The following is a 25,055-nucleotide window of genomic DNA, read 5'->3' on the forward strand; positions in this document are numbered from 1 at the left end:
AATAGATGCAAAGGTAATATCGCTTCACGTTACAAAAAATCTCCTCTTTATAAACACGATTTCTCAATGTGGTTTATCAATACGGAGCACCCTCATTCTAGTTTCTTCTATATATATATGTATCCTCCAATCAAACAAAAGGAATTATTTTCTCCACGTCCAAATAGTTAGAAATCTCTTTCCCCACTTGTAAAATACCAATGCGCCCGCTATAATAGTAAAAGTGTGTTGAACATAATTAAAAAGCGGAATACTTCTTGCATTTGGGTTATGTTTTATGTATAATAGACAATGTTGGTCTTTGACTGCGATGATGCGAAAGGTTGCTGACACACCCGGCCGCTTTGCCATGGCGAGTGTGTGGGAAATTTTCGCGGAGAATGTCTATTCTAAAATAGGCGAAAAGGAGGGAAAGTAATGGCAAAACAAAAAATTCGTATCCGTTTGAAAGCTTATGATCACAGGATTCTTGATCAGTCTGCAGAAAAAATTGTTGAAACTGCGAAACGTTCTGGTGCGGCGGTGTCTGGTCCAATCCCACTACCTACAGAAAAGTCAATTTACACAATTCTTCGTGCGGTGCATAAGTACAAGGATTCTCGTGAGCAGTTCGAAATGCGTACGCATAAGCGTCTGATTGACATCATCAATCCGACTCCGCAAACGGTCGACTCACTAATGCGTTTAGACCTGCCATCAGGTGTAGATATCGAAATCAAACTTTAATAAATAAATCATTATAATTCACAGGAGGTGTGACTGAAATGACCAAAGGAATCTTAGGAAGAAAGATCGGTATGACTCAAGTATTTGCTGAAAACGGCGACCTTATCCCGGTTACTGTGGTAGAAGCTTCTCCAAACGTAGTGCTTCAAGTTAAATCTGCTGAGACAGATGGCTACGAAGCAATCCAGCTTGGCTTTGAAGACAAGCGCGAAAAGCTTTCCAACAAACCAGAAAAAGGCCACGTTTCAAAAGCAAACACTGCTCCTAAGCGCTTCGTAAAAGAATTCAACGGAGTCGATGTAGCAGGATATGAAGTTGGTCAGGAAGTCAAAGTTGATATTTTCGCAGAAGGCGATATCGTAGATGTTACAGGAATCTCAAAGGGTAAAGGTTTCCAAGGTGCTATCAAGCGTCACGGACAATCTCGCGGACCAATGGCTCACGGTTCTCGTTACCACCGCCGCCCTGGTTCAATGGGTCCTGTTGCTCCAAACCGCGTATTCAAAGGTAAACTTCTACCTGGACGCATGGGCGGAGAGCAGATCACTGTTCAAAACCTGCAAATCGTTAAAGTTGACGCAGAACGTAACCTTCTTCTAATCAAAGGAAACGTTCCTGGTGCTAGAAAAGCCCTTCTAAAAATCAAAGGTGCTGTAAAAGCTAAGTAATTTTTACAGGAAAGGAGGAAACAAGAATGCCTAAAGTAGCATTATTCAACCAAGCTGGTTCACAAGTTGGAGAAATCGAACTTAATGATTCAGTATTTGGTATTGAGCCTAACAACCACGTAATGTTCGAAGCAGTAGTAATGCAGAGAGCTTCATTACGTCAGGGAACTCATAAAACTAAAATTCGTTCTGAAGTAGCGGGCGGCGGACGCAAACCATGGCGTCAAAAAGGTACTGGCCGTGCACGTCAGGGATCTATCAGATCTCCACAATGGCGCGGAGGCGGTACTGTATTTGGACCAGTTCCACGCAGCTACAGCTATAAATTGCCTAAGAAAGTACGTCGTTTGGCAATCAAATCTGCTTTATCATCAAAAGTGCAAGCTGAGAACATCCTTGTTCTTGAGAGCCTAGCTTTCGAAGCTCCAAAGACAAAGGAATTCAAGAGTGTACTGAATGGTCTTTCTGTTAACACGAAAGCATTGATCGTAACAGCAGGTCTTGAAGAGAACGTCGCTCTTTCTGCACGTAACATTCCTGGAGTAACTGTTGTTACTGCTGAAGGAATCAACGTACTAGATGTTTTAAATCATGATAAGCTGATCATGACAAAAGCAGCTGTTGAAAAAGTAGAGGAGGTGCTTGCATAATGGATGCACGCGATATCATTAAGCGCCCCGTTATTACAGAACGTTCTTCTGACCTAATGGCTGAGAAGAAATACACTTTCGAAGTTGATACTAGAGCTAACAAGACTCAAGTTAAAGATGCTATTGAAACTATTTTCGGCGTTGACGTTGAAAAAGTTAACATCATGAACTACAAAGGTAAGTTCAAGCGTATGGGCAAGTTCGGCGGTTATACAAACAAGCGTCGTAAGGCAATCGTTAAACTTACTCAAGACAGCAAAGAAATCGAATTCTTCGAAGTATAATAATCCAATAAGAAGAGGAGGGAAACGAAATGGCGATTAAAAAGTACAAACCTACCTCCAACGGTCGTCGTAATATGACAGCATCTGATTTTGCTGAAATTACAACTGACAAGCCGGAAAAATCCTTGCTTGCTCCGTTGCACAGAAAAGGCGGTCGTAACAACCAGGGTAAGTTAACTGTTCGTCATCAAGGTGGCGGCCATAAGCGTCAGTACAGAATCATCGATTTTAAACGTACAAAAGATGGCATTCCAGGACGCGTTGCCACAATTGAGTATGATCCAAACCGTTCAGCAAACATTGCGTTAATTAATTATGTAGATGGTGAAAAGAGATATATCCTAGCTCCTAAGAACCTAGTAGTAGGTATGGAAGTTATGTCTGGCCCAACAGCTGACATCAAAGTAGGTAACGCTCTTCCACTAGCTAACATCCCAGTTGGTACTGTTGTACACAACATCGAATTGAAGCCTGGCAAAGGCGGACAATTGGTTCGTTCTGCTGGAACTTCAGCACAGGTTCTTGGTAAAGAAGGCAAATATGTATTGATTCGTTTGAATTCAGGCGAAGTACGTATGATCCTAGCTGAGTGCCGTGCAACTGTAGGTCAAGTCGGCAACGAACAGCACGAATTGATCAACATCGGTAAAGCAGGTCGTTCACGCTGGTTAGGCAAGCGCCCAACAGTTCGTGGATCTGTAATGAACCCTAACGATCACCCACACGGTGGTGGTGAAGGACGTTCACCAATCGGACGTAAGTCTCCAATGTCACCATGGGGCAAACCAACTCTTGGTGCGAAGACTCGTAAGAAGAAGAACAAATCCGACAAGTTTATTGTACGTCGTCGTAAAAAATAACGGGATTGATCTACGGTTCGCGGGAACCGTAGGGCAATCACGAAGGGAGGTTCAATCATGGGTCGCAGCTTAAAAAAAGGACCTTTTGTTGATGAGCACTTAATCACAAAGATCGAAAAGTTAAATGAAACTGAAGCGAAGAAAGTTGTTAAGACTTGGTCTCGCCGTTCAACGATCTTCCCACAATTCATCGGACACACGATTGCTGTCTACGATGGTCGCAAACATGTACCTGTTTATGTCACTGAAGACATGGTAGGCCACAAGCTTGGAGAATTCGCTCCAACTCGTACTTACAAAGGACATGGTAATGACGATAAGAAAACAAGACGTTAATGAGAGGAGGGCATCCAAATGCAAGCTAAAGCTGTTGCAAGAACAGTTCGTATTGCTCCTCGTAAAGCTCGCTTAGTTCTAGATTTAATTCGAGGAAAGCAAGTTGGTGAAGCAGTTGCTATCTTAAACCTTACCCCAAAGGCAGCTTCTCCAATCGTAGAAAAAGTGTTGAAATCTGCATTAGCGAACGCAGAGCACAACTATGAGATGGATGTTAATAACCTTGTCGTATCCGAAGCTTACGCTAACGAAGGACCAACGTTGAAACGTTTCCGTCCACGTGCTATGGGCCGTGCAAGTGCAATTAACAAACGTACTAGCCATATTACAATCGTTTTATCAGAAAAGAAGGAGGGATAATCAGTGGGTCAAAAAGTAAATCCAGTCGGTTTGCGTGTCGGAATCATCCGTGATTGGGAATCAAAATGGTACGCAGGCAAAGACTACGCTGATCTTTTACACGAAGACCTTAAGGTTCGTGAGTACATCACAAAGCGTTTACGCGATGCATCTCTTTCTAAAGTAGAAATCGAGCGTGCTGCAAACCGCTTGAATGTAACTGTCCACACAGCGAAGCCAGGAATGGTTATCGGTAAGGGCGGTACTGAAGTTGAAGCACTTCGTAAAGCGCTAAATGAACTTACAGGCAAACGTGTTCATATAAACATTCTTGAAATCAAAAAAGCTGATATCGATGCGAAATTGGTTGCTGAAAACATCGCACGCCAATTGGAAAACCGTGTATCTTTCCGTCGCGCACAAAAGCAAGTTATCCAACGTGCAATGCGTGCTGGCGCTAAAGGTATCAAGACAATGGTATCCGGCCGTCTTGGCGGTGCAGACATCGCTCGTTCAGAACAATACAGCGAAGGAACAGTTCCACTTCATACTCTTCGTGCCGATATCGATTATGCTACTGCAGAAGCAGATACAACTTACGGTAAGCTAGGCGTTAAAGTATGGATTTATCGTGGAGAGGTCCTTCCTACGAAGAAGAAAACTGAGGAAGGAGGCAAATAATATGTTATTGCCTAAACGCGTTAAATATCGCCGTCAACACCGTGGCAAGATGCGCGGTCAAGCTAAAGGCGGTACTGAAGTAAACTTCGGTGAATTCGGTTTGCAAGCTCTTGAAGCTTCTTGGATCACAAACCGTCAAATCGAATCTGCCCGTATTGCAATGACTCGTTACATGAAACGTGGCGGTAAAGTCTGGATCAAGATTTTCCCTCACAAGCCATATACTGCAAAGCCTCTAGAAGTCCGAATGGGTTCTGGTAAAGGTGCTCCTGAAGGTTGGGTAGCAGTTGTTAAACCAGGCAAAGTAATGTTCGAAGTTGCTGGCGTTTCTGAAGAGATCGCACGCGAAGCATTACGCCTTGCATCACACAAGCTTCCTGTAAAGTGCAAGTTTGTTAAACGAGAAGAAATTGGTGGTGAATCTAATGAAAGCTAATGACATTCGTGACCTTACCACTGCTGAAATTGAACAAAAAGTTAAATCATTAAAAGAAGAGCTATTCAACCTGCGCTTTCAATTAGCGACTGGACAACTTGAAAACACAGCTCGCATTCGTGAAGTACGCAAAGCGATTGCTCGCATGAAAACTGTAATTCGTGAACGAGAGATCGGCGTTAACAGATAATTGAGAGGAGGTTCTCACAATGAGTGAACGCAACCAACGCAAAGTTTATACTGGACGCGTAGTATCTGACAAGATGGACAAAACTGTTACTGTTCTTGTTGAAACTTATAAAAAGCATCCTTTATACGGCAAGCGTGTAAAATACTCTAAGAAATTCAAGGCTCATGATGAGCAAAACGAGGCAAAAATCGGCGACGTAGTACGTATCATGGAAACTCGTCCGCTATCTGCCACAAAACGTTTCCGCCTTGTTGAAGTGGTGGAAAAAGCTGTTATTATCTAATTGTTCGGATTAAGGTTTATTCCGAAGGGAGGTTACTCGCATGATCCAACAGGAAACACGTTTAAAAGTTGCTGACAATTCAGGTGCTCGTGAGGTTCTAACTATTAAGGTTCTTGGCGGTTCTGGCCGTAAGACTGCTAATATTGGAGATGTCATCGTCTGCACAGTGAAACAGGCAACACCAGGTGGCGTTGTTAAAAAAGGTGACGTTGTCAGAGCAGTTATCGTTCGTACAAAAACTGGTATGCGCCGTACTGACGGTTCATATATCAAGTTTGACGAGAATGCTTGTGTAATCATCCGTGACGATAAGAGTCCTCGTGGTACTCGTATCTTCGGACCAGTTGCACGTGAACTTCGTGACAACAACTTCATGAAAATCGTTTCATTAGCTCCAGAAGTACTATAATCTATTTCAAATGCCTTTAAGGAGGTGCACACAGATGCATGTAAAAAAAGGTGACAAAGTAATGGTCATCTCTGGTAAGGACAAAGGCAAAACAGGGATCATCCTTGAAGCTTATCCAAAGCAAAGCCGTGTTCTTGTAGAAGGAATCAATATCGTGAAAAAACACGCTAAGCCTTCTCAAGTAAATCCACAAGGTGGAATCTTGAACCAGGAAGCACCTATCCATGTATCAAACGTAATGCCTGTAGATCCGAAGTCTGGCAAACCAACCCGAGTTGGTTACACTGTCGAGAACGGCAAGAAGGTACGCGTTGCTAAAAAATCCGGTGAAGTTCTAGATAAATAGTCTATTGAAGAAGGGAGGTACAATCGATGAACCGCCTAAAAGAAAAGTTCAACAATGAAATTACTCCTGCTCTTATGAGCAAGTTTAACTATAAGTCAATCATGGAAGTTCCTAAACTTGAAAAGATCGTAATCAACATGGGTGTAGGTGACGCTGTTGCCAACGCTAAAGCTCTTGATGTTGCAGTTGAGGAATTAGCAACGATCTCTGGTCAAAAGCCAGTTGTGACTCGTGCTAAGAAATCAATCGCTGGTTTCCGCCTTCGTGAAGGTATGCCAATCGGTGCGAAAGTAACTCTTCGCGGTGAGCGCATGTACGAATTCATCGACAAGTTAATTTCAGTATCTTTACCACGTGTACGTGACTTCCGCGGTATTTCCAAGAAGTCTTTCGACGGACGCGGTAACTACACACTTGGTGTTAAAGAACAGTTAATCTTCCCTGAAATTGATTACGATAAAGTAAACAAAGTACGTGGCATGGACATTGTTATTGTAACGACTGCTAACACTGATGAAGAAGCTCGTGAACTATTAACACAATTCGGAATGCCATTTCAAAAGTAATCTCTAATAAGAGGGAGGCGAAAACGTGGCTAAGAAATCAATGATTGCGAAACAAAAACGCACGCCTAAATACAAAGTACAAGAGTACACTCGCTGTGAGCGCTGCGGCCGTCCGCACTCTGTATACCGCAAATTTAAGCTTTGCCGTATTTGTTTCCGTGAATTAGCATACAAAGGACAAATTCCTGGTGTGAAAAAAGCTAGCTGGTAAAACTGAAAGCTCTGGAAGGAGGTAAATTAAATGGTCATGACAGATCCGATTGCAGATTTGCTAACTCGTATTCGTAACGCGAATATGGTTCGTCACGAAAAATTAGAAGTACCTGCTTCTAACATTAAAAAAGAAATCGCTGAGATCCTTAAGCGTGAAGGTTTCGTGCGTGACGTTGAATATATCGAAGACAATAAGCAAGGTATCATCCGTATCTTCTTGAAGTACGGTGCAAACAATGAGCGTGTAATCACTGGTCTTAAGAGAATCAGTAAGCCAGGTCTTCGCGTTTATGCAAAATCAACTGAAGTACCTCGCGTACTTAACGGTTTAGGTATTGCTCTAGTTTCAACTTCAAACGGCGTTTTAACTGACAAAGAAGCTCGCGCTAAGCAAGTGGGCGGAGAAGTTCTAGCATACGTTTGGTAATAGATTTTTCTGAATGAATGGAGGTGCAACAAATGTCACGCGTAGGTAAAAAACCAATTGAAATCCCAGCTGGTGTTACTGTTACTCTTGATAACAACCACGTAACAGTAAAAGGACCAAAAGGTGAATTGTCTCGTACTTTTCACTCTGACATCGAAATCAAGATCGAAGAGAACGTAATCAACATTTCTCGCCCAACTGATAACAAGGAACATCGTGCATTGCACGGAACGACTCGTGCGGTCCTTGCTAACATGGTTGAGGGTGTATCTAAAGGATTCGAAAGAGGCCTTGAACTAATAGGTGTCGGTTACCGTGCTGCTAAGCAAGGTAACAAGCTTGTACTTAACGTAGGATACTCTCATCCAGTTGAAATCGAGGCAGAAAAAGGCCTTGAGATCGAAGTTCCATCAAACACTAAGGTGATTGTAAAGGGAACTGACAAAGAGCGTGTTGGCGCATTGGCTGCTAACATCCGTGACGTACGTCCACCAGAGCCTTACAAAGGCAAAGGTATTCGTTATGAAGGCGAATATGTACGCCGCAAAGAAGGTAAAACAGGTAAGTAATGCCGCATAGGTTAACGAAAGGAGTGATGTAAATGATTACGAAGGCTGATAAAAACGCTACTCGCCGTAAGAGACACGCTCGTGTCCGTGCGAAACTTAGCGGAACTGAAGCTCGTCCTCGTCTAAATGTGTTCCGTTCAAACAAGCACATTTATGCTCAATTAATCGACGATGTAAATGGAGTAACTCTAGCGAGTGCTTCTACTTTAGATAAAGAAGTGAACGTTGAAAGCAATAACCTGGAAGCAGCAAAGCAAATCGGTGAATTAATCGCTAAGCGTGCTGTGGAAAAAGGTTATAAGTCAGTAGTATTTGACCGTGGCGGATACCTCTATCATGGCCGCATCCAGGCGCTTGCTGATGCTGCCCGCGAAAACGGCTTAGAATTTTAATAGAAAAAGGAGGGACACAAAAAGATGCGTCGTATTGATCCAAACAAACTTGAACTTGAAGAACGCGTAGTTACGGTTAACCGAGTAGCGAAAGTTGTTAAAGGTGGACGCCGTTTCCGTTTTTCTGCTCTAGTAGTAGTAGGAGATAAAAACGGTCATGTCGGTTTCGGTACTGGTAAAGCACAAGAAGTACCTGAAGCGATTCGCAAAGCTATCGAAGATGCGAAGAAGAACCTAATCCAGGTACCTATGGTTGGTACTACAATTCCACACCAGGTTATCGGACACTTTGGTGCTGGTGAGATCCTTCTGAAGCCTGCTTCTGAAGGTACTGGAGTTATCGCTGGCGGACCAGTTCGTGCGGTACTAGAATTAGCAGGTGTTGCTGACATCCTGTCTAAGTCACTTGGAACTAACACTCCAATCAACATGGTTCGTGCAACTCTTGAAGGTCTATCTCAACTTAAGCGTGCAGAAGACGTAGCAAAACTACGCGGTAAATCTGTGGAAGAACTGTTAGGATAAGGAGGGAAATCAAATGGCTAACAAATTAGAAATTACCCTCACTCGCAGCCTGATCGGCCGTCCGCAAGATCAGCGCGAAACAGTTAAGGCTCTTGGCTTACGTAAAATGAACCAAACAGTTGAGCAACAAGATAATGCTGCAATCCGCGGCATGATCAACAAAGTTTCTCACCTTGTTACTGTAAACGAAAAATAATTTATCCTTTTTAAAATAAGGAGGTGCCAACATGAAACTTCATGAATTAAAGCCTGCAGAAGGTTCCCGTAAAGAACGCAAACGTCTTGGACGTGGTATCGGTTCTGGCCAAGGTAAAACTGCTGGTAAAGGTCATAAAGGTCAAAACGCTCGTTCTGGCGGCGGTGTACGCCCTGGTTTTGAAGGTGGTCAAACTCCTTTATTCCGACGCTTGCCGAAACGCGGTTTCACAAACATCAACCGCAAAGAGTACGCAGTCGTTAACCTTGATGCTCTAAACGTATTCGAAGATGGAACTGAAGTGACTCCAGAACTTTTAATCGAAACAGGTCTTGTCAGGAAAGAACTAGCAGGAGTTAAGATCCTTGCTAAGGGAAGCCTTGAGAAGAAATTATCTGTTAAAGCTCATAAGTTCTCCTCTGCAGCCGAAGAAGCGATCAAAGCTGCCGGCGGTCAAACTGAGGTGATTTAATGTTCCAGACAATCTCCAATTTTATGCGCGTGGGTGAAATTAGAAATAAAATTCTCTTCACCCTTTTAATGTTGATTGTATTTCGTCTCGGCACATTTATTCCTGTACCGAACGTAAATGCAGATATTTTAAAAGCACAAGATGACATGAGTGTCTTCGGAGTGCTGAATACCTTCGGCGGCGGTGCGCTGCAGAACTTCTCCATCTTCGCGATGGGAATCATGCCGTACATCACTGCTTCAATCATCATCCAGCTCTTGCAGATGGATGTTGTGCCAAAGTTTACTGAATGGTCCAAACAAGGAGAAGTCGGACGCCGTAAATTAGCTCAGTTTACCCGCTATTTCACGATCGTTCTTGGTTTTATCCAGGCACTAGGTATGTCTTATGGCTTTAACAATATGGCAGGAGGATTACTGATCCAGAATGCCGGTATTGCAACTTACTTACTGATTGCTGTTGTCTTGACTGCCGGAACTGCATTCCTGATGTGGTTAGGTGAGCAGATTACTGCAAAAGGAGTAGGGAACGGTATTTCAATCATTATCTTTGCAGGTATCGTTGCTGGTATCCCGACAATGGTCAACCAGATTTATGCACAACAGTTCTCTGATGCAGGAGACGCTTTGTTCCTTCGTATCGTGACTATGCTGCTGATCCTATTGGCTGTTATCGCGATCGTGGTTGGGGTTATCTTCATCCAGCAGGCAACTCGTAAGATACCGATTCAGTACGCTAAACGCATGAGCGCTGGAAATAACGCGGTTGGCGGCCAGAACACTCACCTTCCATTGAAAGTGAATGCTGCTGGTGTCATCCCGGTTATCTTCGCAATTTCGTTTATCGTTACACCTCCGACAATCGCACAGTTCTTCGGTACGAATGATGTGACTCTCTGGATCCAGAAGACGTTTGACTATACACAGCCGATCGGTATGATCGTTTATGTGGCATTGATCATCGCGTTCACGTATTTCTATGCGTTCATCCAGGTGAATCCTGAACAAGTGGCCGAGAACTTGAAGAAGCAAGGTGGATATGTCCCAGGCATCCGTCCGGGCAAAAACACACAGGAATACCTGACCAGGGTCCTTTACCGCCTGACATTCGTCGGCGCTATCTTCCTTTCAGTTATCTCTGTGCTGCCAGTATTTTTCATTCAATTTGCTGGTCTGCCTCAATCCGTACAGATTGGCGGAACAAGCTTGCTGATCGTGGTTGGCGTTGCGCTTGAAACGATGAAGCAGCTTGAAGCTCAGCTTGTAAAACGCCATTATAAAGGCTTTATAAAATAAGATTTAGGGGACATGTGTCCCTTGAATCTTTAATAGAGACTGAGGGGGGAAATCTTGTGAATTTGGTTCTGATGGGGCTTCCGGGTGCCGGTAAGGGCACGCAAGCCGATAAAATTGTTGGTAAATACAACATCCCTCATATCTCAACAGGAGATATGTTCCGTGCTGCTATCAAAGATGGAACGGAACTTGGATTACAGGCAAAATCATTTATGGACAAAGGAGAGCTAGTTCCTGATGAAGTAACCATCGGGATTGTCCGTGAGCGTTTAAGCAAAGCTGACTGTGAAAAAGGATTCCTGTTGGACGGATTCCCGCGCACAGTTGCCCAGGCTGAAGCTCTGGATACTATGCTTGCTGATCTTGGCAAAAAAATTGATTATGTCATCAACATCGATGTTGATCAAAGCATCCTTATGGAACGTTTGACAGGACGCAGGATTTGTAAGAATTGCGGCGCTACTTACCACCTCGTGTTCAACCCACCTGCAAAGGAAGGGGTTTGTGACCGTTGTGGAGGCGAGCTGTACCAGCGCGCTGATGACAACGCCGAAACCGTTCAAAACCGTCTGGATGTAAATATCCAGCAAACAAAGCCTCTGTTGAACTTCTTTGAAGATAAAGGCTACTTACGCAATATCAACGGTCAGCAAGACATTAATGTCGTATTCGCTGATATCGAAGAATTGCTCGGGGGCTTGAATTAATGATTGTTTGTAAAACCCCTCGTGAAATAGAAATTATGCGAGAAGCAGGTCGCATTGTAGCGATGACTCACCAGGAGTTGAAAAAGCATATTGCTCCTGGCATTACAACTAAAGAACTGGATGCAATTGCCGAGGATTTCATCCGCAAACAAGGTGCAACTCCTTCTTTTAAAGGTTATAATGGTTTTCGCGGCAGCATCTGTGCATCAGTTAATAACGAACTAGTTCACGGGATTCCTGGCGAACGGGTTCTTAATGAAGGTGACATCATCAGTATTGATATCGGAGCAAAGTACAACGGATACCACGGGGACTCTGCTTGGACTTACCCGGTAGGAAAGATTGATGAGGAAGCCCAGCGTCTTTTGGACGTGACAGAAGAGTCTTTGTTCATAGGCTTGAAAGAAGCCAAGCCAGGGGAACGTCTTTCGAACATCTCCCATGCGATTCAAACGTATGTGGAATCAGAAGGCTTTTCTATTGTTCGTGAGTATGTCGGCCATGGAATTGGGCAAGAATTGCATGAGGACCCGCAAATTCCTCATTACGGACCTCCTAACAGAGGACCGAGGCTGAAGCCTGGTATGGTTCTATGCATAGAACCGATGGTGAATGCAGGAAGCCGCTATGTGAATACGTTAGCCGATGATTGGACTGTTGTAACGGTTGACGGTAAAATGTGTGCCCACTTTGAGCATACGATCGCGATCACAGAAACTGGGTTTGAGATATTAACCAAAGCCTGATCAGCGTGATTGGCCGTCTGGTTCTGTTTTTTAGTCTTTAAATAGGCGGAAATGAGATTTCTATGCGGACGGGATGCCAGCTTTATGTTATAATCATAAGGTTGAGTATTTCTCAATGATATTCTCAATTGCTTGCTGCTTAGAACGTGTCACAAATAGGAAGCTACATTCCGTCAACGCGGAGTATATGATTTAATACGATTTGAACAAGGAAGGGAGACCAGTTTATGGCGAAAGATGATGTAATTGAAATTGAAGGCACAGTATTGGAAACTTTGCCGAATGCAATGTTTAAGGTAGAATTAGAGAATGGTCATACAGTGTTGGCTCATGTTTCCGGTAAAATTAGAATGCACTTCATTCGAATCCTGCCAGGAGATAAAGTAACAGTCGAGCTTTCTCCATATGATTTGACTCGCGGAAGAATTACTTACCGCTTTAAATAAACCGTGACTCCGTACTATCAAGGAGGTTAGAGTAATGAAAGTGAGACCATCTGTTAAGCCGATCTGTGAAAAATGCAAAGTTATTCGCAGAAAAGGCAAAGTTATGGTGATCTGTGAAAACCCTAAACATAAACAAAAACAAGGATAATTTTAAAGGAGGTGCGCATCTAGATGGCACGTATTGCTGGTGTAGACATTCCACGTGAAAAGCGTGTAGTTATTGCTTTAACATATATTTTCGGAATCGGCAGACCAACTGCTGAGAAAGTTCTTGCTGAGGCTGGTGTTTCTGAAGACACTCGCGTTCGCGATCTTACTGAAGAAGAACTTAACAAAATCCGTGATATCATCGACAAATTAAAGGTTGAAGGTGACCTTCGCCGTGAAGTTTCATTAAACATCAAGCGTCTAATGGAAATTGGTTCATATCGTGGCTTGCGTCATCGTCGTGGCTTGCCTGTTCGCGGTCAAAACACGAAGAACAACGCACGTACTCGTAAAGGTCCACGTAAGACTGTAGCTAACAAGAAAAAATAATCCGTAAAGGAGGGTAACATTTAAATGGCTCGTAAAACTAATACACGCAAACGCCGCGTCAAAAAGAATATTGAAAGTGGAGTTGCGCATATTCGTTCAACTTTCAACAATACTATCGTAACAATTACAGACGTACATGGTAATGCATTATCATGGTCTAGTGCAGGTGCGCTTGGTTTCAAGGGTTCACGTAAATCCACTCCATTCGCAGCACAAATGGCAGCAGAAACTGCAGCTAAAACTTCTATGGAACATGGTTTGAAAACTCTAGAGGTTACTGTTAAGGGACCAGGAGCTGGCCGTGAAGCAGCAATCCGTGCTCTTCAAGCAGCAGGTCTTGAAGTTACAGCAATCAAAGATGTAACTCCAGTTCCACATAACGGCTGCCGCCCGCCAAAACGTCGCCGTGTTTAATTTTTCTGTATAGAATTTGTAGTCCTGTCTATAATGGGATATGATACAAATATTTTCTAGGTATACAGAAATCATTAATCCAGTTGTTGTGCACAAACGGGAACGTATACATGGGGGAATTTCGGTAAGGTAAAGAACCTGCCGGGGTTTCGACGTTTTGAAGGAGGGTATATTTGATGATCGAAATAGAAAAACCAAAAATCGAAACGGTTGAGATCAGCGATGATGCCAAGTACGGCAAGTTTGTCGTAGAACCGCTTGAGCGTGGATATGGTACAACTTTGGGTAACTCCTTACGTCGTATCCTATTATCCTCACTCCCAGGTGCAGCTGTCACATCGATTCAAATCGATGGAGTACTTCATGAGTTCTCAACAATTGAAGGCGTCGTAGAAGATGTAACATCAATCATTTTGAACGTTAAGAAATTAGCGTTGAAAATCTACTCTGATGAAGAGAAGACACTTGAAATCGATTTACAGGGCGAGGGTCCAGTAACTGCAGCTGCAATCACGCATGATAGTGATGTCGAAATCCTTAACCCGGATCTTCATATCGCTACACTTTCTAGCAAAGGTTCATTGCGTATGCGCCTGACTGCAAGAAGAGGACGCGGATACAATCCTGCTGACCAAAATAAGCGGGAAGATCAGCCGATCGGTGTCATTCCAATCGACTCAATCTACACACCGGTTTCACGCGTATCTTATCAAGTAGAAAACACTCGCGTAGGGCAAATGACGAATTATGACAAGCTGGTATTTGACGTATGGACAGATGGCAGCACAGGTCCTAAGGAAGCTATTGCACTAGGCTCAAAAATCCTGACTGAGCATTTGAATATTTTTGTCGGCTTGACTGACGAAGCTCAAAATGCTGAGATCATGGTAGAGAAAGAAGAAGACCAAAAAGAAAAAGTTCTGGAAATGACAATTGAGGAACTGGATCTTTCTGTTCGTTCATATAACTGCTTAAAGCGTGCCGGTATCAACACTGTCCAAGAGCTTGCTCACAAGACAGAGGAAGATATGATGAAGGTTCGCAACCTTGGCAGAAAATCACTAGAAGAAGTAAAAGCAAAACTAGAAGAGCTAGGCTTAGGCTTACGCAAAGATGACTAGTTAATGCAGATTAACTAGGCATTTTGCTGTCAGTACTAAAACTGCCGGCTTATGACTTCAACAAAGGAGGGAAACACTCATGGGATACAGAAAGTTAGGACGCACAAGTGCCCAGCGTAAAGCAATGCTACGTGACTTAACAACTGATTTGATTATCAATGAGCGTATTGAAACTACTGAAACACGTGCGAAAGAGCTTCGTTCAGTTGTTGAGAAAATGATTACTCTTGGAAAGCGCGGAGACCTTCACGCTCGCCGTCAAGCATCTGCTTGGGTTCGCCACGAAGTTGCAAACGCTGAAACAAACCAAGATGCAGTTCAAAAACTATTTGCTGACATCGCTCCACGCTACGCAGAGCGCCAAGGTGGATACACTCGTATTATGAAACTTGGACCACGCCGCGGAGACGGTGCGCCAATGGTAATTATCGAGTTAGTTTAATACCATTAAACACTCAAACAAGGGCGATGGACAGTTTATACAAACTTGTTTCATCCCCTTTTTTTGCTATACAGGGTCATTCCCTTACGAAAACTAAAAAAGCAGCACAAGCCATAAACGAGCGTTATGATGCGCAGGCCATTGGGAAAGAAGAGTTCACTGGCCGCATCGGCCGGTTACTTCAGGACATTCCTGGATCGGTTAGCGATAATCGGAGCTGTTCTGCCTGTCTCGTCTAGCTCATGTACTTCTCCCCAGTCCATTCAGGACCCTGCACTATGCGGATCGCTTCCGCCCGGGGAGAGGTGCAGGCTTTTTTTATATCCAAAGAATTTTTATATAATAGTATTAGAAATAAAGAGAAGAGACAGTTAAGAAGAGTTGAGAGGAGGGCGGAGATGAGCAACCCGATAGTGAAAATAGAAAATGTATCTTTCAGTTATGAAGGGCAGCAGACTCCCGCATTGAATAATATCAGCTTTGATATTTCTGAAGGTGAGTGGCTGGCGATTGTCGGTCATAATGGTTCTGGCAAATCCACTCTTGCGAAACTTTTGAACGGACTTCAATTTCCGCAGGAAGGTTCGATCGAGGTATGTGGGTTCACTTTGTCAGAGGATACAATATGGGATGTAAGAGAGAATGTAGGAATGGTTTTTCAGAATCCTGATAATCAGTTTGTTGGAACAACGGTTCGGGATGATGTGGCTTTTGGTCTGGAAAATCACGGCGTACCAAGAGAGATCATGGTAGAGCGCGTGCAGACTTCACTTGATAAAGTCAATATGGGAACCTTTCTAAATCAAGAGCCGCACCATCTGTCTGGCGGCCAAAAACAGCGGGTGGCCATTGCTGGTGTGCTGGCACTGCAGCCGTCGATCATTATCTTGGATGAAGCTACATCCATGCTTGATCCCAGGGGACGTGCAGAAGTAATCGAAACAGTCCGTGAGTTGAAAGATCGTGAAAACTTAACGGTCATTTCGATTACCCATGATCTAGAAGAAGCTGCGAAAGCGGACAGAATCATCGTCATGAATAAAGGGGAGCTATACCGTGAGGGAACTCCCGAAGAAATTTTTGAAATGGATGATGAGCTGATTAAGCTGGGGCTGGATATTCCTTTCCCTGTAAAAATGAGCAAAATCATGCGTGAAAAAGGAATTGCATTATCTAAATCATATTTAACAGAAGAAGAGCTGGTGACGGAACTATGGACATCTCACTCAAAAATGTAGAATATCGTTACCAGGCTGATTCTCCTTTCGAGCGACTCGCGATTTCAGATGTCTCCATCGATGTACCTTCAGGAACGTATCTTGCGGTGATCGGGCATACCGGTTCTGGCAAGTCAACTGTGCTGCAGCACCTGAACGCTCTATTGAAGCCGACTAAAGGCTCTGTATGGATTGGCAGCAGGGAAATCAGGGCCGGGCGCAAGGAGAAAAATTTAAAAGGTGTCCGCGAAAAGGTGGGCATTGTCTTCCAGTTTCCGGAGCATCAGTTATTCGAGGAAACGGTCGAAAAGGATATTATGTTTGGCCCGATGAATTTTGGTGTTACAGAGCAGGAAGCGAAGGCACGGGCAAGAGCGTCGATCAGTCTTGTCGGACTGCCTGAAGAAATTCTTGAAAAATCACCCTTTGATCTTTCGGGCGGGCAAATGCGCCGGGTAGCGATTGCTGGCGTACTGGCAATGGAACCAGAGGTCATTGTATTGGACGAGCCTACCGCTGGCCTGGATCCACGCGGTCGTAAAGAAATAATGGACTTATTTTATTCCCTTCATAAAAAAAGAAATCTATCAACCGTTCTCGTTACTCACAGTATGGAAGATGCTGCCCGCTATGCAGATGATATTGTCGTCATGCACCAGGGTAAGGTTTTTACAAAAGGGACGCCTGACGAGATTTTCTCGAACCCGAAGGCATTGATTGAATTAGGTCTTGATGTGCCGGAAGTAGTTGGCTTGCAATTAATGATCGAAGAAGCCTTTGGGACAAAATTCAAGAAGATCAGCCTTTCCGAGGATGAACTCGCCGAAATGGTGGCAGAGTTTATGGAAGGGGGCGGCCGTCAATGATGGAGAAAATGATTTTTGGCCGCTATGTACCGGGAGATTCCATTCTTCATCGGATGGATCCGCGTTCCAAGCTGATTACCGTTTTCCTGTTCGTCATCGTTGTTTTCATCGCGAACAATGTGGTGACCTATGGGGTCTTAGCGGCTTATACATTTATTATGGTAGGACTTTCAAAGATTCCGCTAAGATTCTTATACGGCGGGCTTAAGCCAGTATTTTTGCTGGTGATTTTCACGTTCCTTCTCCATATCTTCATGACCAAAGAAGGAGATGTCATCTTCGAATTGGGATGGTTGAAAATATATGAAGAAGGACTAAGGCAAGGTATCTTTATTTCACTGAGATTCCTGCTGCTGATTCTGATCACGTCACTATTGACCTTGACCACGACTCCTATCGAGATTACGGACGGACTGGAGACATTATTGAATCCGTTGAAGAAATTTAAATTCCCCGTCCATGAGCTGGCATTGATGATGTCAATATCCCTGAGATTCATACCGACGCTCATGCAGGAAACAGACAAAATCATGAAGGCTCAAACAGCCAGGGGAGTGGAGTATAACAGCGGGCCGATCAAAGAGCGTATCAAAGCGATCGTTCCATTACTGATTCCATTGTTCATCAGTTCATTCAAGCGGGCAGAGGAGCTGGCAGTCGCGATGGAGGCAAGAGGCTATAAGGGCGGCGAAGGACGTACGAAGTACCGCCAGCTGACCTGGGGTGGGCCGGACACTATGATGCTTTTGTTCCTGGCTGCTGTCACGGTCCTATTAATCGTTTTAAGAGGGTAATATTATGCCGCGAATCAAATGCATAGTTTCATACGATGGCACCGGTTTTTCCGGCTACCAGGTCCAGCCTGGCAAAAGGACTGTCCAGGGTGAGTTGGAAAGGGCACTAGAGAAGCTCAATAAGGGGAGAAGCATCAGGGTCAGTGCATCTGGCCGTACGGACGCAGGAGTGCATGCGCGCGGCCAGGTGATCCACTTCGATGCAACGCTTGAAATTGAGCCTGCCAGGTGGCAAATCGCGCTTAATTCCTTATTGCCTGATGATATTGCTGTTCTTTCAGTAGATATAGCGAAACCGGATTTTCATGCGCGCTTTGACGCAGTCGGCAAGGAGTACCGCTATTTTTTGCTGCCATCAAAGCATCGCGATCCCTTCCAGCGGAATTATGCCTACCAGTTCCAGTATGAACTCGATTTCGATGCAATGAGGGAAGCGGCGAGGCTGCTTACTGGCAAACATGATTTTACTAGTTTTTGCTCGGCTAAAACCGAAGTAGAAGATCGTGTGAGGACATTGCAGGAAATCGATTTTTCCGAAGAGAACGGCCTGCTTGTATTCAGGTTTATAGGGGATGGCTTTTTGTACAATATGGTAAGGATCCTTGTCGGGACATTGCTGGAGGTAGGGACAGGCAGGAGACCTGCCGAAAGCATGCCGCAGCTGCTTAATGAGAAGGACCGTACCCTGGCCGGCAAGACGGCCCCTGGACATGGACTGTATCTCTGGAAGGTTTTTTATGAAGACGAAGACCATAGATTCGAAAATTAATTTTAAAAAAATGATATGACAACTAATCCTGGTGTTGACAATCTCTCAACCACAGGTTAAGATATCATATGTATGTATTTTAAACCCACGATCAGCCCCGGAAGAGCTTTATCGTGTTTGAAAATATACCAAATGAACTTGATTTTTTTTTGACTATTTAGGAGGGAAACTCATGCGTACAACGTTTATGGCAAATGCCAACAATATCGAGCGTAAATGGTACGTAGTTGACGCTGCAGGCAAGACTCTAGGTCGCCTTTCAACTGAAGTTGCAGCTATTCTACGTGGTAAACATAAACCAACTTTCACACCACATGTTGACACTGGTGATCACGTAATCATCATCAACGCTTCTCAGATTGAACTTACTGGTAAGAAATTGACTGACAAAATCTACTACCGCCACACAATGCACCCAGGTGGATTGAAGCAAAGAACAGCTCTTGAAATGCGTACAAACTACGCTGAAAAGATGCTTGAACTTGCAATCAAAGGCATGCTTCCAAAGAACTCTCTTGGACGCCAAATGTTTAAAAAGCTTCATGTATATGCTGGTAACGAGCATCCACATCAAGCACAACAACCTGAAGTTTACGAACTTCGCGGATAATTATTAAGGAGGTAATTAACTTGGCACAGGTTCAATATATCGGTACCGGTCGTCGTAAGAGCTCCGTTGCGCGAGTTCGTTTAGTACCAGGCACTGGAAAAATTACAATCAACGATCGTGAAATTGAAGATTATATCCCATTCGCAGCTCTACGTGAAGTAGTTAAGCAACCACTTGTTGCTACTGAAACTGTAGGAAGCTATGATATCCACGTTAACGTAAATGGCGGTGGATACACTGGCCAGGCTGGCGCAATCCGTCACGGTATCTCTCGTGCATTGCTTCAAGCTGACCCAGAATTCCGTCCAACACTTAAGCGTGCTGGACTACTGACTCGTGACGCTCGTATGAAAGAACGTAAGAAATACGGTCTTAAAGGCGCTCGTCGTGCACCTCAGTTCTCAAAGCGTTAATTTTTGGCGCTTCAAAAAAGCTCCCAACCAATTTGGTTGGGAGCTTTTTTATTTCATCGGAACAGTATTATCCATTGCTGAGCCTGTGATCAGGATACTTCTTAATTCACCAGTTTATTTTTCACGGCAAAAAGGGCAGCCTGCGTCCGATCTGCCAGCTCGAGTTTTGCCAGTAAATTAGAAACATGGGTCTTTACCGTTTTTTCCGTTATATACAAGGAGGCGGCAATTTCTTTATTGCTCTTTCCTTTAGCGATCTCTTTTAAGACTTCCAGTTCTCTTTTCGTTAGTTCTTCTAGTAAGCTTTTTTTCGGATTGCTGCTGTGTGATAAATTGGCTAGTAAATGGGATGTGGCTTTCGGATGAAGCTGGTTCTCTCCTTTGACCATTTTTCTGATGGATGTTACGAGTTCATCAGGCTGGATATCCTTCAATTGAAATCCGGAGGCACCTGCTTCTAGTGCGGGGATGACATGGTCCTGGTCGGAGAAACTGGTGAGGATCATGATTTTGATGCTTGGATCTTTTTCTTTAATCATTTTCGTAGCTTCAATTCCATCCATTTCAGGCATAGCCAAGTCCATCAAGATAATATCAGGCTTGAGCTCCTTTGCCATTTCAACCGCTTTTCTGCCATTTTCGGCTTCTCCGATAATTTCAAGGTCTTTTTGAGTTTTAAGAAAAAAGACGAGGCCTCTTCGGACAACGTGATGATCGTCTGCGATTAATATGCGTATACTCATTGAATTCTCCCCCTAGAGTGGAATGGTTATCTTTATTTGTGTTCCACTTCCCAATTGGCTTCGCAATCGAAACAGGCCGTTCAGTGCTTCTGTCCTTGCTTTCATGTTCTTTAAACCTAATGAAGGGATGGAAAGGTTTTCATTATAATGAAAGCCGCAGCCCTCATCTTTAATGGTTAAAACGACCTCATTATCGGAAGCACGAAGTGATAAAAATACATTTTTGGCACCGGAATGCTTTTTACAGTTGGCGATTGCTTCTTGTCCAATTCGCCATATAGCTTCTTCAACTTTTCCGGGCATGCTGGTCGCTCCCGTCACCTTAGCTTCTATCGTCAGACCAAGCATTTCCCCATAACTTTTTAGTGCGCTGACGAGTCCATTCTCGAGACCCTGAGGTTTCAACTGCCATATAAGCGATCTCATCTCCCCAAGCGCTTCCTGGGTCAAGTCCTGCATATAGCTAAATGTTTGTTTTACATCTTCATCATCTGTCATTTCCTCTCCAGCTCTGGCGGTCAGGCTGAGAGAAAACAATAGCTGGTTCACCGAATCATGCAGGTCCCGTGCAAGCCGGTTTCTTTCAGCAACAAGAGCTGTTTCTTGTTCGCGCTGAGTGAGCTTGATGCGTTTTAACGCTGTACCAATTTGATAGGCAATCGCTTCGAGCAGGGCAAGCTCATTCTTATGAAAATGTTTTTTGTTCGGGGAACCCACATTCAATAAGCCGAACCGTTCCTTTCCAGCGCGGAGGGGGACAGTAGCATGATGGGTCAATCCACAGGTTTCCCCAGCACCTTCACCAAGTGCATCTTCAATTCGCTTGCACTCAATGATATTCGAGGCTTTATTTAAGGTTTGGTTATTGTATTTATTCACACACCAGCACTCACCGTAACACATTCTCTCTTTCTGATTTAAAGATAAAGCAGGTGGAAGAGCGAAGTCTGCTGTAAGCTCGTGGTTTCCGTGATCGTCAATCAGAAAAATCCAGCCTGTTTGAAGACCTGTTATATGCAAAAGCCTTCTCAGGACATCAGATAGCATGGTCTTCGTATCTGTTCCTTCGTTTAAAAGCTCCGCAATTTCCTTCAAGATGCCGATTTCTTCATATTGCGCTTCCTCAGTCATTCAAGCATCTCCTCACTGTCCTGGTATCTAATGTCATTATAGCTCATATTTCACCAATGGATGTTAAAAACTGGTGCGCGCTTTATGAGGTCTGTAAAAATTCGATCAGTTCATGATTGGGTCCTTCATAAAAGACAGTTTCCCAGCCATTATCAAGTTTATAAGGTCCTTCTGCTATTTGATTAGATCCTAGAGTGTCGATCACATGCTGTAGGTCAGATACTTCAAAACATAGATGAGCAGAGTTTGTGCTATGTGGGTGACATACAAGTTCCAGTCGGAAATGGCTGGAAGCTAGGAACGCAATCTCTTCGCCCAAAAAAGAATGCCTGCTTTCCAGTTCTAGGCATAATAAGTCTGTGTAAAACTCTATCGACTCTTCAAGATTGGCGACTTCCAAGCCATAGTGATGCAGGCGCATAAAATACCTCCTATTAAATGATTAGGTTCATATCACCAAATTCGTGCCATAAATAGCCTTCTTGGATTGCCTGGTGATAGGCATGCAGCAATTGATGTTCTGGTAAAAAGGCAGTCAGCATATCCAGATGGCTGGCCTTTGGCTCGTGCAAACCAGTAATGATTCCGTCTACTATTTTTAGAGAAGATTGCTGGTTAATATATAAGTTTGTAGCACCTGAGAGTTCTCCGTTTCTTGCTGCACTCTCAAGCGCACGGACGACAGTCGTCCCAACTGCGATGATTCTGTTGCCAGAAGAATGAGCCTTTAGGATTTTTTCCATTGTATGTGGTGAAATGTGATACTCTTCGGGATTTTCTTTGGGATCCATATGACCCTCAAGCAAATAGCTCAGCCCTGTGTGCAATTGAATGAAATCAACTTGAATGCCGTTCTTTTTCAATTGGAATAGCAGCTCCCAGCTAAACGCTCTGCCCGCAGATGGCATTTCCACAGAACCAGGGTGGGTGGCAAATACATTTTGATAGTAATTGAGGTCCCATGGCTGTTCTATATATTCATACCGGATCGGTGCGCCAAGAACATAGATTAAATTTAATAACTCACTCCCATTTTTATTGAATTTAATCGTCTTCAAAGGGGAAGACTCCTTCTCAGCAATCACCGTAGCCGTTAATTTTTCTGAAAAGCGCAGAGTATCACCCACTCTGACAGGATTTGCTATGATGAAAGCTTCCCAAGTGTCATCAAAAATTCTTCTAGCTAAACGTATTTCCACTCTGTTAGAAATTTGAACACCGCTTCTTAACCATCTACTTTGTAACGAAGCAGGGATGGTGCGGCTGTTATTTAAAATGATCAAATCTCCAGGCTGAAGGAAAAGGGGGAGATTAAAAAAACGATCGTGTTTAATATCGCCCGTTTTTCGGTTCAGTGTCATCATCCTAACTTGATCTCTTCTTAATCCTCTTTTTTCCGGAGGAAGGTTCGCATTCAGGTTTTCAGGCAGAAAAAAATCCAGTGCACTTGTTTCCATCACAATCCCTCCTCTGATTGAGCTTCAAAGCGTTGTCCATTAATTCCTTTGGCCTTATCCGATGCTAAGTGAAGAAAAATGTCCACGACATCCTCAGGTTTTGCCAAAGGGTAATCGCAATCAGGAACAGCTAATTGGTGCATTTCAGTGTCCATCTCGCCGGGATCTATCATATTTACACGAACATTGGTATCACTTAACTCATCTGCCCAAGTTTGTGTAAGGCCCTCAACAGCAAATTTTGAAATCCCATACGCTCCCCAGCCAGCATAGCCAACATGGCCAGCCTCAGACGTTACATTGATGATGGAGCCTTCATTACGCTCAAGCATGATTGGGATGACTCTCTGGCTAACTAGAAAGGCGGACACTACATTCACTCGTAACACCTCTGCAAAATCCTCTTGAGGATAATCCAGGAGAAGCGGCATTGGGCCAGGACCTAATATGGAAGCATTATTAATCAACACATCGATTTGCCCATAAACTTCCTGAGTTAAAGCTACGAAACGCTCCACATCTCCTGGCTGTGAGACATCCGCTCGTATTGCCAAAACTTCAGCACCTAAACCCTCGGCTTCGCGTTTTACTTTCTCCAGGTCTTTTTCAGACCTTGAGCAGATCGCAAGTCTTGCTCCTTTCTTCGCAAAAGCGATTGTTAATGCTTTTCCTAAACCTTTAGAGGCACCAGTTATCATCACTACTTTTTTATTCATTTTCAATCATCTCTCCTTATTTGCTTGTTGTATTAAGCATAAAAGGAATTAACAAAATTTCCCTCAGGAGAAAGCTTGAACTTTTTCTACAACTTTAGGATGAGAAAAGGGAGAAATCATCTGAATTTCTGGGGTTAACCATAGGGGCTTTTATCAAGAGGAGAGACTTTGTGCCAGCGTAAAGCAAAAAGACGGAGGGAATGGTGCATTCCTCCGTCTTCTGTATTAATCGTCGTATCCTTGCATGGAATCCATATGGCTGGCAATCATGGCGATGATGGTAGGGGCCTCTTCTTTGGTAAAAATGAAGTTCGTTTCGTCTTTGACCATTTCATCATCTTCAGTCCAAATCCGGTTGATGCGGCGAAGGACTCCGTCACCTGTATCCTGGACAAGTCCAAACTGATAGGTCACTTCCACATCATCTTCCATCAGGAAGGCTGTAACCTCGGGGGTTTCCCACTCGACGTCGATTTCCTCGAGGATATCATCCTCATCTATCAGCTCCGCCACATATAGCTCATCATCTTCATCAATTCCGTCATCTTCATAATATACAGTGTCGTCATCTTCCGTTGCATAAACGACATCGAGATCGTCTTCATCGTCGTTTATGTAATCGTGGAAGCCCTGGTGAACCGCATCGACAATATCATCAGTATCTGAAAGAATGACACGTGCTGGCTGCCCTAGGTCTTCATCAATGGTTTCCGTATAAAACTCCTCATTATGCGGGTCAAAGTATAATATATAGAAATAATCTCTCTCGCCATCATCATAGTCCACAAAGAACTGAATCCGCGGATGTTTCGCGCCTCTCTCAACAGCCATCTGGCCTTCCTGATCATATTTTTCGCAAATAGACTCAAGATGGTCCTGCAGCTCTCCAACTACCCGATCAAACCATTCCATAGACATAGAAATCATCCCTTTCTCTGTATTCTCGATTAGCTTGCCCTAAGATGAACATTTTTTGTGTTAGTAAATTAGAGGAAATGGAGTTGGCGCCTAGCCTGAGGCAAAGAGAGTAGACAAAAGCGTCTGCATTGCCTGAAAATGAGTG

At 43.8% G+C, this 25,055-nt stretch carries 42 protein-coding genes; 36 read left to right on the forward strand and 6 right to left on the reverse strand.

What is annotated here, in order from left to right; all coding sequences use genetic code 11:
- The first annotated feature begins 417 nt into the window (after positions 1-417).
- The 36 genes from rpsJ to rpsI all read left to right on the forward strand — a co-directional run bounded on the left by rpsJ (position 418) and on the right by rpsI (position 19,945).
- Positions 418-726, forward strand: a complete 309-nt coding sequence (gene rpsJ / locus RH061_RS00735) for a 30S ribosomal protein S10 (RefSeq protein ID WP_009791329.1) — start codon at positions 418-420, stop codon at positions 724-726.
- Positions 727-764: 38 nt separating this feature from the next.
- A complete protein-coding gene (rplC, locus tag RH061_RS00740) occupies positions 765-1,394 on the forward strand; it encodes a 50S ribosomal protein L3 (protein WP_192472780.1) in 630 nt (209 codons plus the stop codon).
- 26 nt (positions 1,395-1,420) lie between these two features.
- A complete protein-coding gene (rplD, locus tag RH061_RS00745; RefSeq protein WP_311073286.1) occupies positions 1,421-2,044 on the forward strand; it encodes a 50S ribosomal protein L4 in 624 nt (207 codons plus the stop codon).
- Positions 2,044-2,328: a 50S ribosomal protein L23 gene (gene rplW / locus RH061_RS00750; RefSeq protein ID WP_225650347.1), complete on the forward strand. Its 285-nt coding sequence runs from the start codon at positions 2,044-2,046 to the stop codon at positions 2,326-2,328. The genes rplD and rplW overlap by 1 nt, the downstream gene beginning before the upstream one ends.
- A gap of 29 nt (positions 2,329-2,357) precedes the next feature.
- Positions 2,358-3,188 carry a 50S ribosomal protein L2 gene (rplB, locus tag RH061_RS00755; RefSeq protein ID WP_311073288.1) on the forward strand — a complete coding sequence of 277 codons (831 nt, stop codon included), beginning with the start codon at positions 2,358-2,360 and terminating at the stop codon, positions 3,186-3,188.
- Between the two features lie 57 nt (positions 3,189-3,245).
- Positions 3,246-3,524 (forward strand): 30S ribosomal protein S19, encoded by a 279-nt coding sequence (gene rpsS, locus RH061_RS00760; RefSeq protein WP_023626426.1) that lies wholly within the window; start codon positions 3,246-3,248, stop codon positions 3,522-3,524.
- 18 nt (positions 3,525-3,542) lie between these two features.
- Positions 3,543-3,884 (forward strand): 50S ribosomal protein L22, encoded by a 342-nt coding sequence (gene rplV / locus RH061_RS00765; protein WP_079504264.1) that lies wholly within the window; start codon positions 3,543-3,545, stop codon positions 3,882-3,884.
- A gap of 3 nt (positions 3,885-3,887) precedes the next feature.
- A complete protein-coding gene (gene rpsC / locus RH061_RS00770) occupies positions 3,888-4,544 on the forward strand; it encodes a 30S ribosomal protein S3 (RefSeq protein WP_079504263.1) in 657 nt (218 codons plus the stop codon).
- 1 nt (position 4,545) lies between these two features.
- Positions 4,546-4,980: a 50S ribosomal protein L16 gene (gene rplP, locus RH061_RS00775; RefSeq protein WP_102264859.1), complete on the forward strand. Its 435-nt coding sequence runs from the start codon at positions 4,546-4,548 to the stop codon at positions 4,978-4,980.
- Complete coding sequence (gene rpmC, locus RH061_RS00780) at positions 4,970-5,170, forward strand: 50S ribosomal protein L29 (RefSeq protein WP_023626422.1); 201 nt, start codon at positions 4,970-4,972, stop codon at positions 5,168-5,170. Before rplP ends, rpmC begins: the two co-directional genes overlap by 11 nt.
- A gap of 19 nt (positions 5,171-5,189) precedes the next feature.
- Positions 5,190-5,453 (forward strand): 30S ribosomal protein S17, encoded by a 264-nt coding sequence (rpsQ, locus tag RH061_RS00785; protein WP_023626421.1) that lies wholly within the window; start codon positions 5,190-5,192, stop codon positions 5,451-5,453.
- A 40-nt stretch (positions 5,454-5,493) separates the two neighbouring features.
- Positions 5,494-5,862 carry a 50S ribosomal protein L14 gene (rplN, locus tag RH061_RS00790; protein WP_023626420.1) on the forward strand — a complete coding sequence of 123 codons (369 nt, stop codon included), beginning with the start codon at positions 5,494-5,496 and terminating at the stop codon, positions 5,860-5,862.
- A gap of 34 nt (positions 5,863-5,896) precedes the next feature.
- On the forward strand, positions 5,897-6,208 hold the full coding sequence (rplX, locus tag RH061_RS00795; RefSeq protein ID WP_192472777.1) for a 50S ribosomal protein L24: 312 nt from the start codon (positions 5,897-5,899) through the stop codon (positions 6,206-6,208).
- Between the two features lie 26 nt (positions 6,209-6,234).
- The gene (rplE, locus tag RH061_RS00800) at positions 6,235-6,774 is read left to right on the forward strand and encodes a 50S ribosomal protein L5 (RefSeq protein WP_214710297.1); all 540 of its coding nucleotides are present in this window, start codon (positions 6,235-6,237) and stop codon (positions 6,772-6,774) included.
- A 25-nt stretch (positions 6,775-6,799) separates the two neighbouring features.
- Positions 6,800-6,985, forward strand: coding sequence for a 30S ribosomal protein S14 (gene rpsN / locus RH061_RS00805; RefSeq protein ID WP_009499044.1), 186 nt, complete (start codon positions 6,800-6,802; stop codon positions 6,983-6,985).
- Between the two features lie 30 nt (positions 6,986-7,015).
- The gene (gene rpsH, locus RH061_RS00810) at positions 7,016-7,414 is read left to right on the forward strand and encodes a 30S ribosomal protein S8 (RefSeq protein ID WP_023626417.1); all 399 of its coding nucleotides are present in this window, start codon (positions 7,016-7,018) and stop codon (positions 7,412-7,414) included.
- Positions 7,415-7,446: 32 nt separating this feature from the next.
- Positions 7,447-7,983, forward strand: a complete 537-nt coding sequence (rplF, locus tag RH061_RS00815; protein WP_311073301.1) for a 50S ribosomal protein L6 — start codon at positions 7,447-7,449, stop codon at positions 7,981-7,983.
- A gap of 32 nt (positions 7,984-8,015) precedes the next feature.
- Positions 8,016-8,375: a 50S ribosomal protein L18 gene (gene rplR, locus RH061_RS00820; RefSeq protein ID WP_311073302.1), complete on the forward strand. Its 360-nt coding sequence runs from the start codon at positions 8,016-8,018 to the stop codon at positions 8,373-8,375.
- A gap of 24 nt (positions 8,376-8,399) precedes the next feature.
- Complete coding sequence (gene rpsE, locus RH061_RS00825) at positions 8,400-8,900, forward strand: 30S ribosomal protein S5 (RefSeq protein ID WP_311073303.1); 501 nt, start codon at positions 8,400-8,402, stop codon at positions 8,898-8,900.
- 13 nt (positions 8,901-8,913) lie between these two features.
- The gene (gene rpmD, locus RH061_RS00830; protein WP_023626413.1) at positions 8,914-9,096 is read left to right on the forward strand and encodes a 50S ribosomal protein L30; all 183 of its coding nucleotides are present in this window, start codon (positions 8,914-8,916) and stop codon (positions 9,094-9,096) included.
- A gap of 31 nt (positions 9,097-9,127) precedes the next feature.
- A complete protein-coding gene (gene rplO, locus RH061_RS00835) occupies positions 9,128-9,568 on the forward strand; it encodes a 50S ribosomal protein L15 (RefSeq protein WP_311073306.1) in 441 nt (146 codons plus the stop codon).
- On the forward strand, positions 9,568-10,863 hold the full coding sequence (secY, locus tag RH061_RS00840) for a preprotein translocase subunit SecY (protein WP_311073307.1): 1,296 nt from the start codon (positions 9,568-9,570) through the stop codon (positions 10,861-10,863). The genes rplO and secY overlap by 1 nt, the downstream gene beginning before the upstream one ends.
- Before the next feature lie 56 nt (positions 10,864-10,919).
- Positions 10,920-11,570: an adenylate kinase gene (locus RH061_RS00845; protein ID WP_311073308.1), complete on the forward strand. Its 651-nt coding sequence runs from the start codon at positions 10,920-10,922 to the stop codon at positions 11,568-11,570.
- Positions 11,570-12,316, forward strand: a complete 747-nt coding sequence (map, locus tag RH061_RS00850) for a type I methionyl aminopeptidase (protein WP_214740735.1) — start codon at positions 11,570-11,572, stop codon at positions 12,314-12,316. Before RH061_RS00845 ends, map begins: the two co-directional genes overlap by 1 nt.
- A 227-nt stretch (positions 12,317-12,543) precedes the next feature.
- The gene (gene infA / locus RH061_RS00855; protein ID WP_019157108.1) at positions 12,544-12,762 is read left to right on the forward strand and encodes a translation initiation factor IF-1; all 219 of its coding nucleotides are present in this window, start codon (positions 12,544-12,546) and stop codon (positions 12,760-12,762) included.
- Positions 12,763-12,796: 34 nt separating this feature from the next.
- Positions 12,797-12,910 carry a 50S ribosomal protein L36 gene (gene rpmJ, locus RH061_RS00860; RefSeq protein ID WP_003156543.1) on the forward strand — a complete coding sequence of 38 codons (114 nt, stop codon included), beginning with the start codon at positions 12,797-12,799 and terminating at the stop codon, positions 12,908-12,910.
- A 23-nt stretch (positions 12,911-12,933) separates the two neighbouring features.
- On the forward strand, positions 12,934-13,299 hold the full coding sequence (gene rpsM / locus RH061_RS00865; RefSeq protein ID WP_167834106.1) for a 30S ribosomal protein S13: 366 nt from the start codon (positions 12,934-12,936) through the stop codon (positions 13,297-13,299).
- Between the two features lie 24 nt (positions 13,300-13,323).
- On the forward strand, positions 13,324-13,713 hold the full coding sequence (gene rpsK / locus RH061_RS00870) for a 30S ribosomal protein S11 (protein ID WP_023626407.1): 390 nt from the start codon (positions 13,324-13,326) through the stop codon (positions 13,711-13,713).
- 176 nt (positions 13,714-13,889) lie between these two features.
- The gene (locus tag RH061_RS00875) at positions 13,890-14,834 is read left to right on the forward strand and encodes a DNA-directed RNA polymerase subunit alpha (protein ID WP_102264870.1); all 945 of its coding nucleotides are present in this window, start codon (positions 13,890-13,892) and stop codon (positions 14,832-14,834) included.
- A gap of 79 nt (positions 14,835-14,913) precedes the next feature.
- On the forward strand, positions 14,914-15,276 hold the full coding sequence (gene rplQ / locus RH061_RS00880) for a 50S ribosomal protein L17 (protein WP_144481247.1): 363 nt from the start codon (positions 14,914-14,916) through the stop codon (positions 15,274-15,276).
- A gap of 398 nt (positions 15,277-15,674) precedes the next feature.
- Positions 15,675-16,514 (forward strand): energy-coupling factor ABC transporter ATP-binding protein, encoded by an 840-nt coding sequence (locus RH061_RS00885; protein ID WP_311073311.1) that lies wholly within the window; start codon positions 15,675-15,677, stop codon positions 16,512-16,514.
- Positions 16,490-17,359, forward strand: coding sequence for an energy-coupling factor ABC transporter ATP-binding protein (locus tag RH061_RS00890; RefSeq protein ID WP_311073312.1), 870 nt, complete (start codon positions 16,490-16,492; stop codon positions 17,357-17,359). The genes RH061_RS00885 and RH061_RS00890 overlap by 25 nt, the downstream gene beginning before the upstream one ends.
- Positions 17,356-18,153 carry a cobalt ECF transporter T component CbiQ gene (cbiQ, locus tag RH061_RS00895; RefSeq protein ID WP_311073313.1) on the forward strand — a complete coding sequence of 266 codons (798 nt, stop codon included), beginning with the start codon at positions 17,356-17,358 and terminating at the stop codon, positions 18,151-18,153. Before RH061_RS00890 ends, cbiQ begins: the two co-directional genes overlap by 4 nt.
- 4 nt (positions 18,154-18,157) lie before the next feature.
- Positions 18,158-18,922, forward strand: coding sequence for a tRNA pseudouridine(38-40) synthase TruA (gene truA / locus RH061_RS00900; protein ID WP_311073314.1), 765 nt, complete (start codon positions 18,158-18,160; stop codon positions 18,920-18,922).
- 172 nt (positions 18,923-19,094) lie between these two features.
- Entirely contained in the window at positions 19,095-19,532 is a 438-nt protein-coding gene (rplM, locus tag RH061_RS00905; RefSeq protein ID WP_167834111.1) for a 50S ribosomal protein L13, read from the forward strand.
- Positions 19,533-19,552: 20 nt separating this feature from the next.
- Positions 19,553-19,945 carry a 30S ribosomal protein S9 gene (rpsI, locus tag RH061_RS00910; RefSeq protein ID WP_167834112.1) on the forward strand — a complete coding sequence of 131 codons (393 nt, stop codon included), beginning with the start codon at positions 19,553-19,555 and terminating at the stop codon, positions 19,943-19,945.
- Between the two features lie 101 nt (positions 19,946-20,046).
- Here the strand turns inward: rpsI and RH061_RS00915 are convergent, their stop codons facing one another.
- The 6 genes from RH061_RS00915 to RH061_RS00940 form a co-directional block, all read right to left on the reverse strand.
- Positions 20,047-20,688, reverse strand: a complete 642-nt coding sequence (locus RH061_RS00915) for a response regulator (RefSeq protein WP_311073315.1) — start codon at positions 20,686-20,688, stop codon at positions 20,047-20,049.
- Positions 20,689-20,700: 12 nt separating this feature from the next.
- On the reverse strand, positions 20,701-21,819 hold the full coding sequence (locus tag RH061_RS00920; protein WP_311073316.1) for a GAF domain-containing sensor histidine kinase: 1,119 nt from the start codon (positions 21,817-21,819) through the stop codon (positions 20,701-20,703).
- Between the two features lie 82 nt (positions 21,820-21,901).
- A complete protein-coding gene (locus tag RH061_RS00925; protein WP_311073317.1) occupies positions 21,902-22,240 on the reverse strand; it encodes a VOC family protein in 339 nt (112 codons plus the stop codon).
- A gap of 13 nt (positions 22,241-22,253) precedes the next feature.
- The gene (locus tag RH061_RS00930) at positions 22,254-23,276 is read right to left on the reverse strand and encodes an S-adenosylmethionine:tRNA ribosyltransferase-isomerase (RefSeq protein ID WP_311073318.1); all 1,023 of its coding nucleotides are present in this window, start codon (positions 23,274-23,276) and stop codon (positions 22,254-22,256) included.
- Positions 23,276-23,992 (reverse strand): SDR family NAD(P)-dependent oxidoreductase, encoded by a 717-nt coding sequence (locus tag RH061_RS00935; protein WP_311073319.1) that lies wholly within the window; start codon positions 23,990-23,992, stop codon positions 23,276-23,278. Before RH061_RS00935 ends, RH061_RS00930 begins: the two co-directional genes overlap by 1 nt.
- Positions 23,993-24,217: 225 nt before the next feature.
- Entirely contained in the window at positions 24,218-24,910 is a 693-nt protein-coding gene (locus RH061_RS00940) for a hypothetical protein (protein ID WP_311073320.1), read from the reverse strand.
- Positions 24,911-25,055 lie beyond the last annotated feature (145 nt).

Source organism: Mesobacillus jeotgali, from assembly GCF_031759225.1.
Taxonomy (GTDB): domain Bacteria; phylum Bacillota; class Bacilli; order Bacillales; family Cytobacillaceae; genus Mesobacillus; species Mesobacillus jeotgali_B.

Excerpts from the sequence above, each read along its gene's own strand:
- RH061_RS00875 (WP_102264870.1), top strand. The coding sequence starts at position 13,890 with ATGATCGAAATAGAAAAACCAAAAATCGAAACGGTTGAGATCAGCGAT.
- RH061_RS00935 (WP_311073319.1), bottom strand. The coding sequence starts at position 23,992 with ATGAATAAAAAAGTAGTGATGATAACTGGTGCCTCTAAAGGTTTAGGA.
- truA (WP_311073314.1), top strand. The coding sequence starts at position 18,158 with ATGCCGCGAATCAAATGCATAGTTTCATACGATGGCACCGGTTTTTCC.
- rpmD (WP_023626413.1), top strand. The coding sequence starts at position 8,914 with ATGGCTAACAAATTAGAAATTACCCTCACTCGCAGCCTGATCGGCCGT.
- rplD (WP_311073286.1), top strand. The coding sequence starts at position 1,421 with ATGCCTAAAGTAGCATTATTCAACCAAGCTGGTTCACAAGTTGGAGAA.
- rpsH (WP_023626417.1), top strand. The coding sequence starts at position 7,016 with ATGGTCATGACAGATCCGATTGCAGATTTGCTAACTCGTATTCGTAAC.
- rplO (WP_311073306.1), top strand. The coding sequence starts at position 9,128 with ATGAAACTTCATGAATTAAAGCCTGCAGAAGGTTCCCGTAAAGAACGC.
- RH061_RS00885 (WP_311073311.1), top strand. The coding sequence starts at position 15,675 with ATGAGCAACCCGATAGTGAAAATAGAAAATGTATCTTTCAGTTATGAA.
- rplV (WP_079504264.1), top strand. The coding sequence starts at position 3,543 with ATGCAAGCTAAAGCTGTTGCAAGAACAGTTCGTATTGCTCCTCGTAAA.
- rplN (WP_023626420.1), top strand. The coding sequence starts at position 5,494 with ATGATCCAACAGGAAACACGTTTAAAAGTTGCTGACAATTCAGGTGCT.
- rplW (WP_225650347.1), top strand. The coding sequence starts at position 2,044 with ATGGATGCACGCGATATCATTAAGCGCCCCGTTATTACAGAACGTTCT.
- rpsQ (WP_023626421.1), top strand. The coding sequence starts at position 5,190 with ATGAGTGAACGCAACCAACGCAAAGTTTATACTGGACGCGTAGTATCT.
- map (WP_214740735.1), top strand. The coding sequence starts at position 11,570 with ATGATTGTTTGTAAAACCCCTCGTGAAATAGAAATTATGCGAGAAGCA.
- rplP (WP_102264859.1), top strand. The coding sequence starts at position 4,546 with ATGTTATTGCCTAAACGCGTTAAATATCGCCGTCAACACCGTGGCAAG.
- rpsM (WP_167834106.1), top strand. The coding sequence starts at position 12,934 with ATGGCACGTATTGCTGGTGTAGACATTCCACGTGAAAAGCGTGTAGTT.
- rpmC (WP_023626422.1), top strand. The coding sequence starts at position 4,970 with ATGAAAGCTAATGACATTCGTGACCTTACCACTGCTGAAATTGAACAA.
- rplM (WP_167834111.1), top strand. The coding sequence starts at position 19,095 with ATGCGTACAACGTTTATGGCAAATGCCAACAATATCGAGCGTAAATGG.
- rpsJ (WP_009791329.1), top strand. The coding sequence starts at position 418 with ATGGCAAAACAAAAAATTCGTATCCGTTTGAAAGCTTATGATCACAGG.
- rpsE (WP_311073303.1), top strand. The coding sequence starts at position 8,400 with ATGCGTCGTATTGATCCAAACAAACTTGAACTTGAAGAACGCGTAGTT.
- cbiQ (WP_311073313.1), top strand. The coding sequence starts at position 17,356 with ATGATGGAGAAAATGATTTTTGGCCGCTATGTACCGGGAGATTCCATT.
- rpsK (WP_023626407.1), top strand. The coding sequence starts at position 13,324 with ATGGCTCGTAAAACTAATACACGCAAACGCCGCGTCAAAAAGAATATT.
- rplX (WP_192472777.1), top strand. The coding sequence starts at position 5,897 with ATGCATGTAAAAAAAGGTGACAAAGTAATGGTCATCTCTGGTAAGGAC.
- infA (WP_019157108.1), top strand. The coding sequence starts at position 12,544 with ATGGCGAAAGATGATGTAATTGAAATTGAAGGCACAGTATTGGAAACT.
- rplE (WP_214710297.1), top strand. The coding sequence starts at position 6,235 with ATGAACCGCCTAAAAGAAAAGTTCAACAATGAAATTACTCCTGCTCTT.
- RH061_RS00930 (WP_311073318.1), bottom strand. The coding sequence starts at position 23,276 with ATGGAAACAAGTGCACTGGATTTTTTTCTGCCTGAAAACCTGAATGCG.
- rplQ (WP_144481247.1), top strand. The coding sequence starts at position 14,914 with ATGGGATACAGAAAGTTAGGACGCACAAGTGCCCAGCGTAAAGCAATG.
- secY (WP_311073307.1), top strand. The coding sequence starts at position 9,568 with ATGTTCCAGACAATCTCCAATTTTATGCGCGTGGGTGAAATTAGAAAT.
- RH061_RS00915 (WP_311073315.1), bottom strand. The coding sequence starts at position 20,688 with ATGAGTATACGCATATTAATCGCAGACGATCATCACGTTGTCCGAAGA.
- RH061_RS00925 (WP_311073317.1), bottom strand. The coding sequence starts at position 22,240 with ATGCGCCTGCATCACTATGGCTTGGAAGTCGCCAATCTTGAAGAGTCG.
- rplR (WP_311073302.1), top strand. The coding sequence starts at position 8,016 with ATGATTACGAAGGCTGATAAAAACGCTACTCGCCGTAAGAGACACGCT.
- rpmJ (WP_003156543.1), top strand. The coding sequence starts at position 12,797 with ATGAAAGTGAGACCATCTGTTAAGCCGATCTGTGAAAAATGCAAAGTT.
- RH061_RS00890 (WP_311073312.1), top strand. The coding sequence starts at position 16,490 with ATGGACATCTCACTCAAAAATGTAGAATATCGTTACCAGGCTGATTCT.
- rpsS (WP_023626426.1), top strand. The coding sequence starts at position 3,246 with ATGGGTCGCAGCTTAAAAAAAGGACCTTTTGTTGATGAGCACTTAATC.
- RH061_RS00920 (WP_311073316.1), bottom strand. The coding sequence starts at position 21,819 with ATGACTGAGGAAGCGCAATATGAAGAAATCGGCATCTTGAAGGAAATT.
- rplC (WP_192472780.1), top strand. The coding sequence starts at position 765 with ATGACCAAAGGAATCTTAGGAAGAAAGATCGGTATGACTCAAGTATTT.
- rplB (WP_311073288.1), top strand. The coding sequence starts at position 2,358 with ATGGCGATTAAAAAGTACAAACCTACCTCCAACGGTCGTCGTAATATG.
- RH061_RS00940 (WP_311073320.1), bottom strand. The coding sequence starts at position 24,910 with ATGTCTATGGAATGGTTTGATCGGGTAGTTGGAGAGCTGCAGGACCAT.
- rplF (WP_311073301.1), top strand. The coding sequence starts at position 7,447 with ATGTCACGCGTAGGTAAAAAACCAATTGAAATCCCAGCTGGTGTTACT.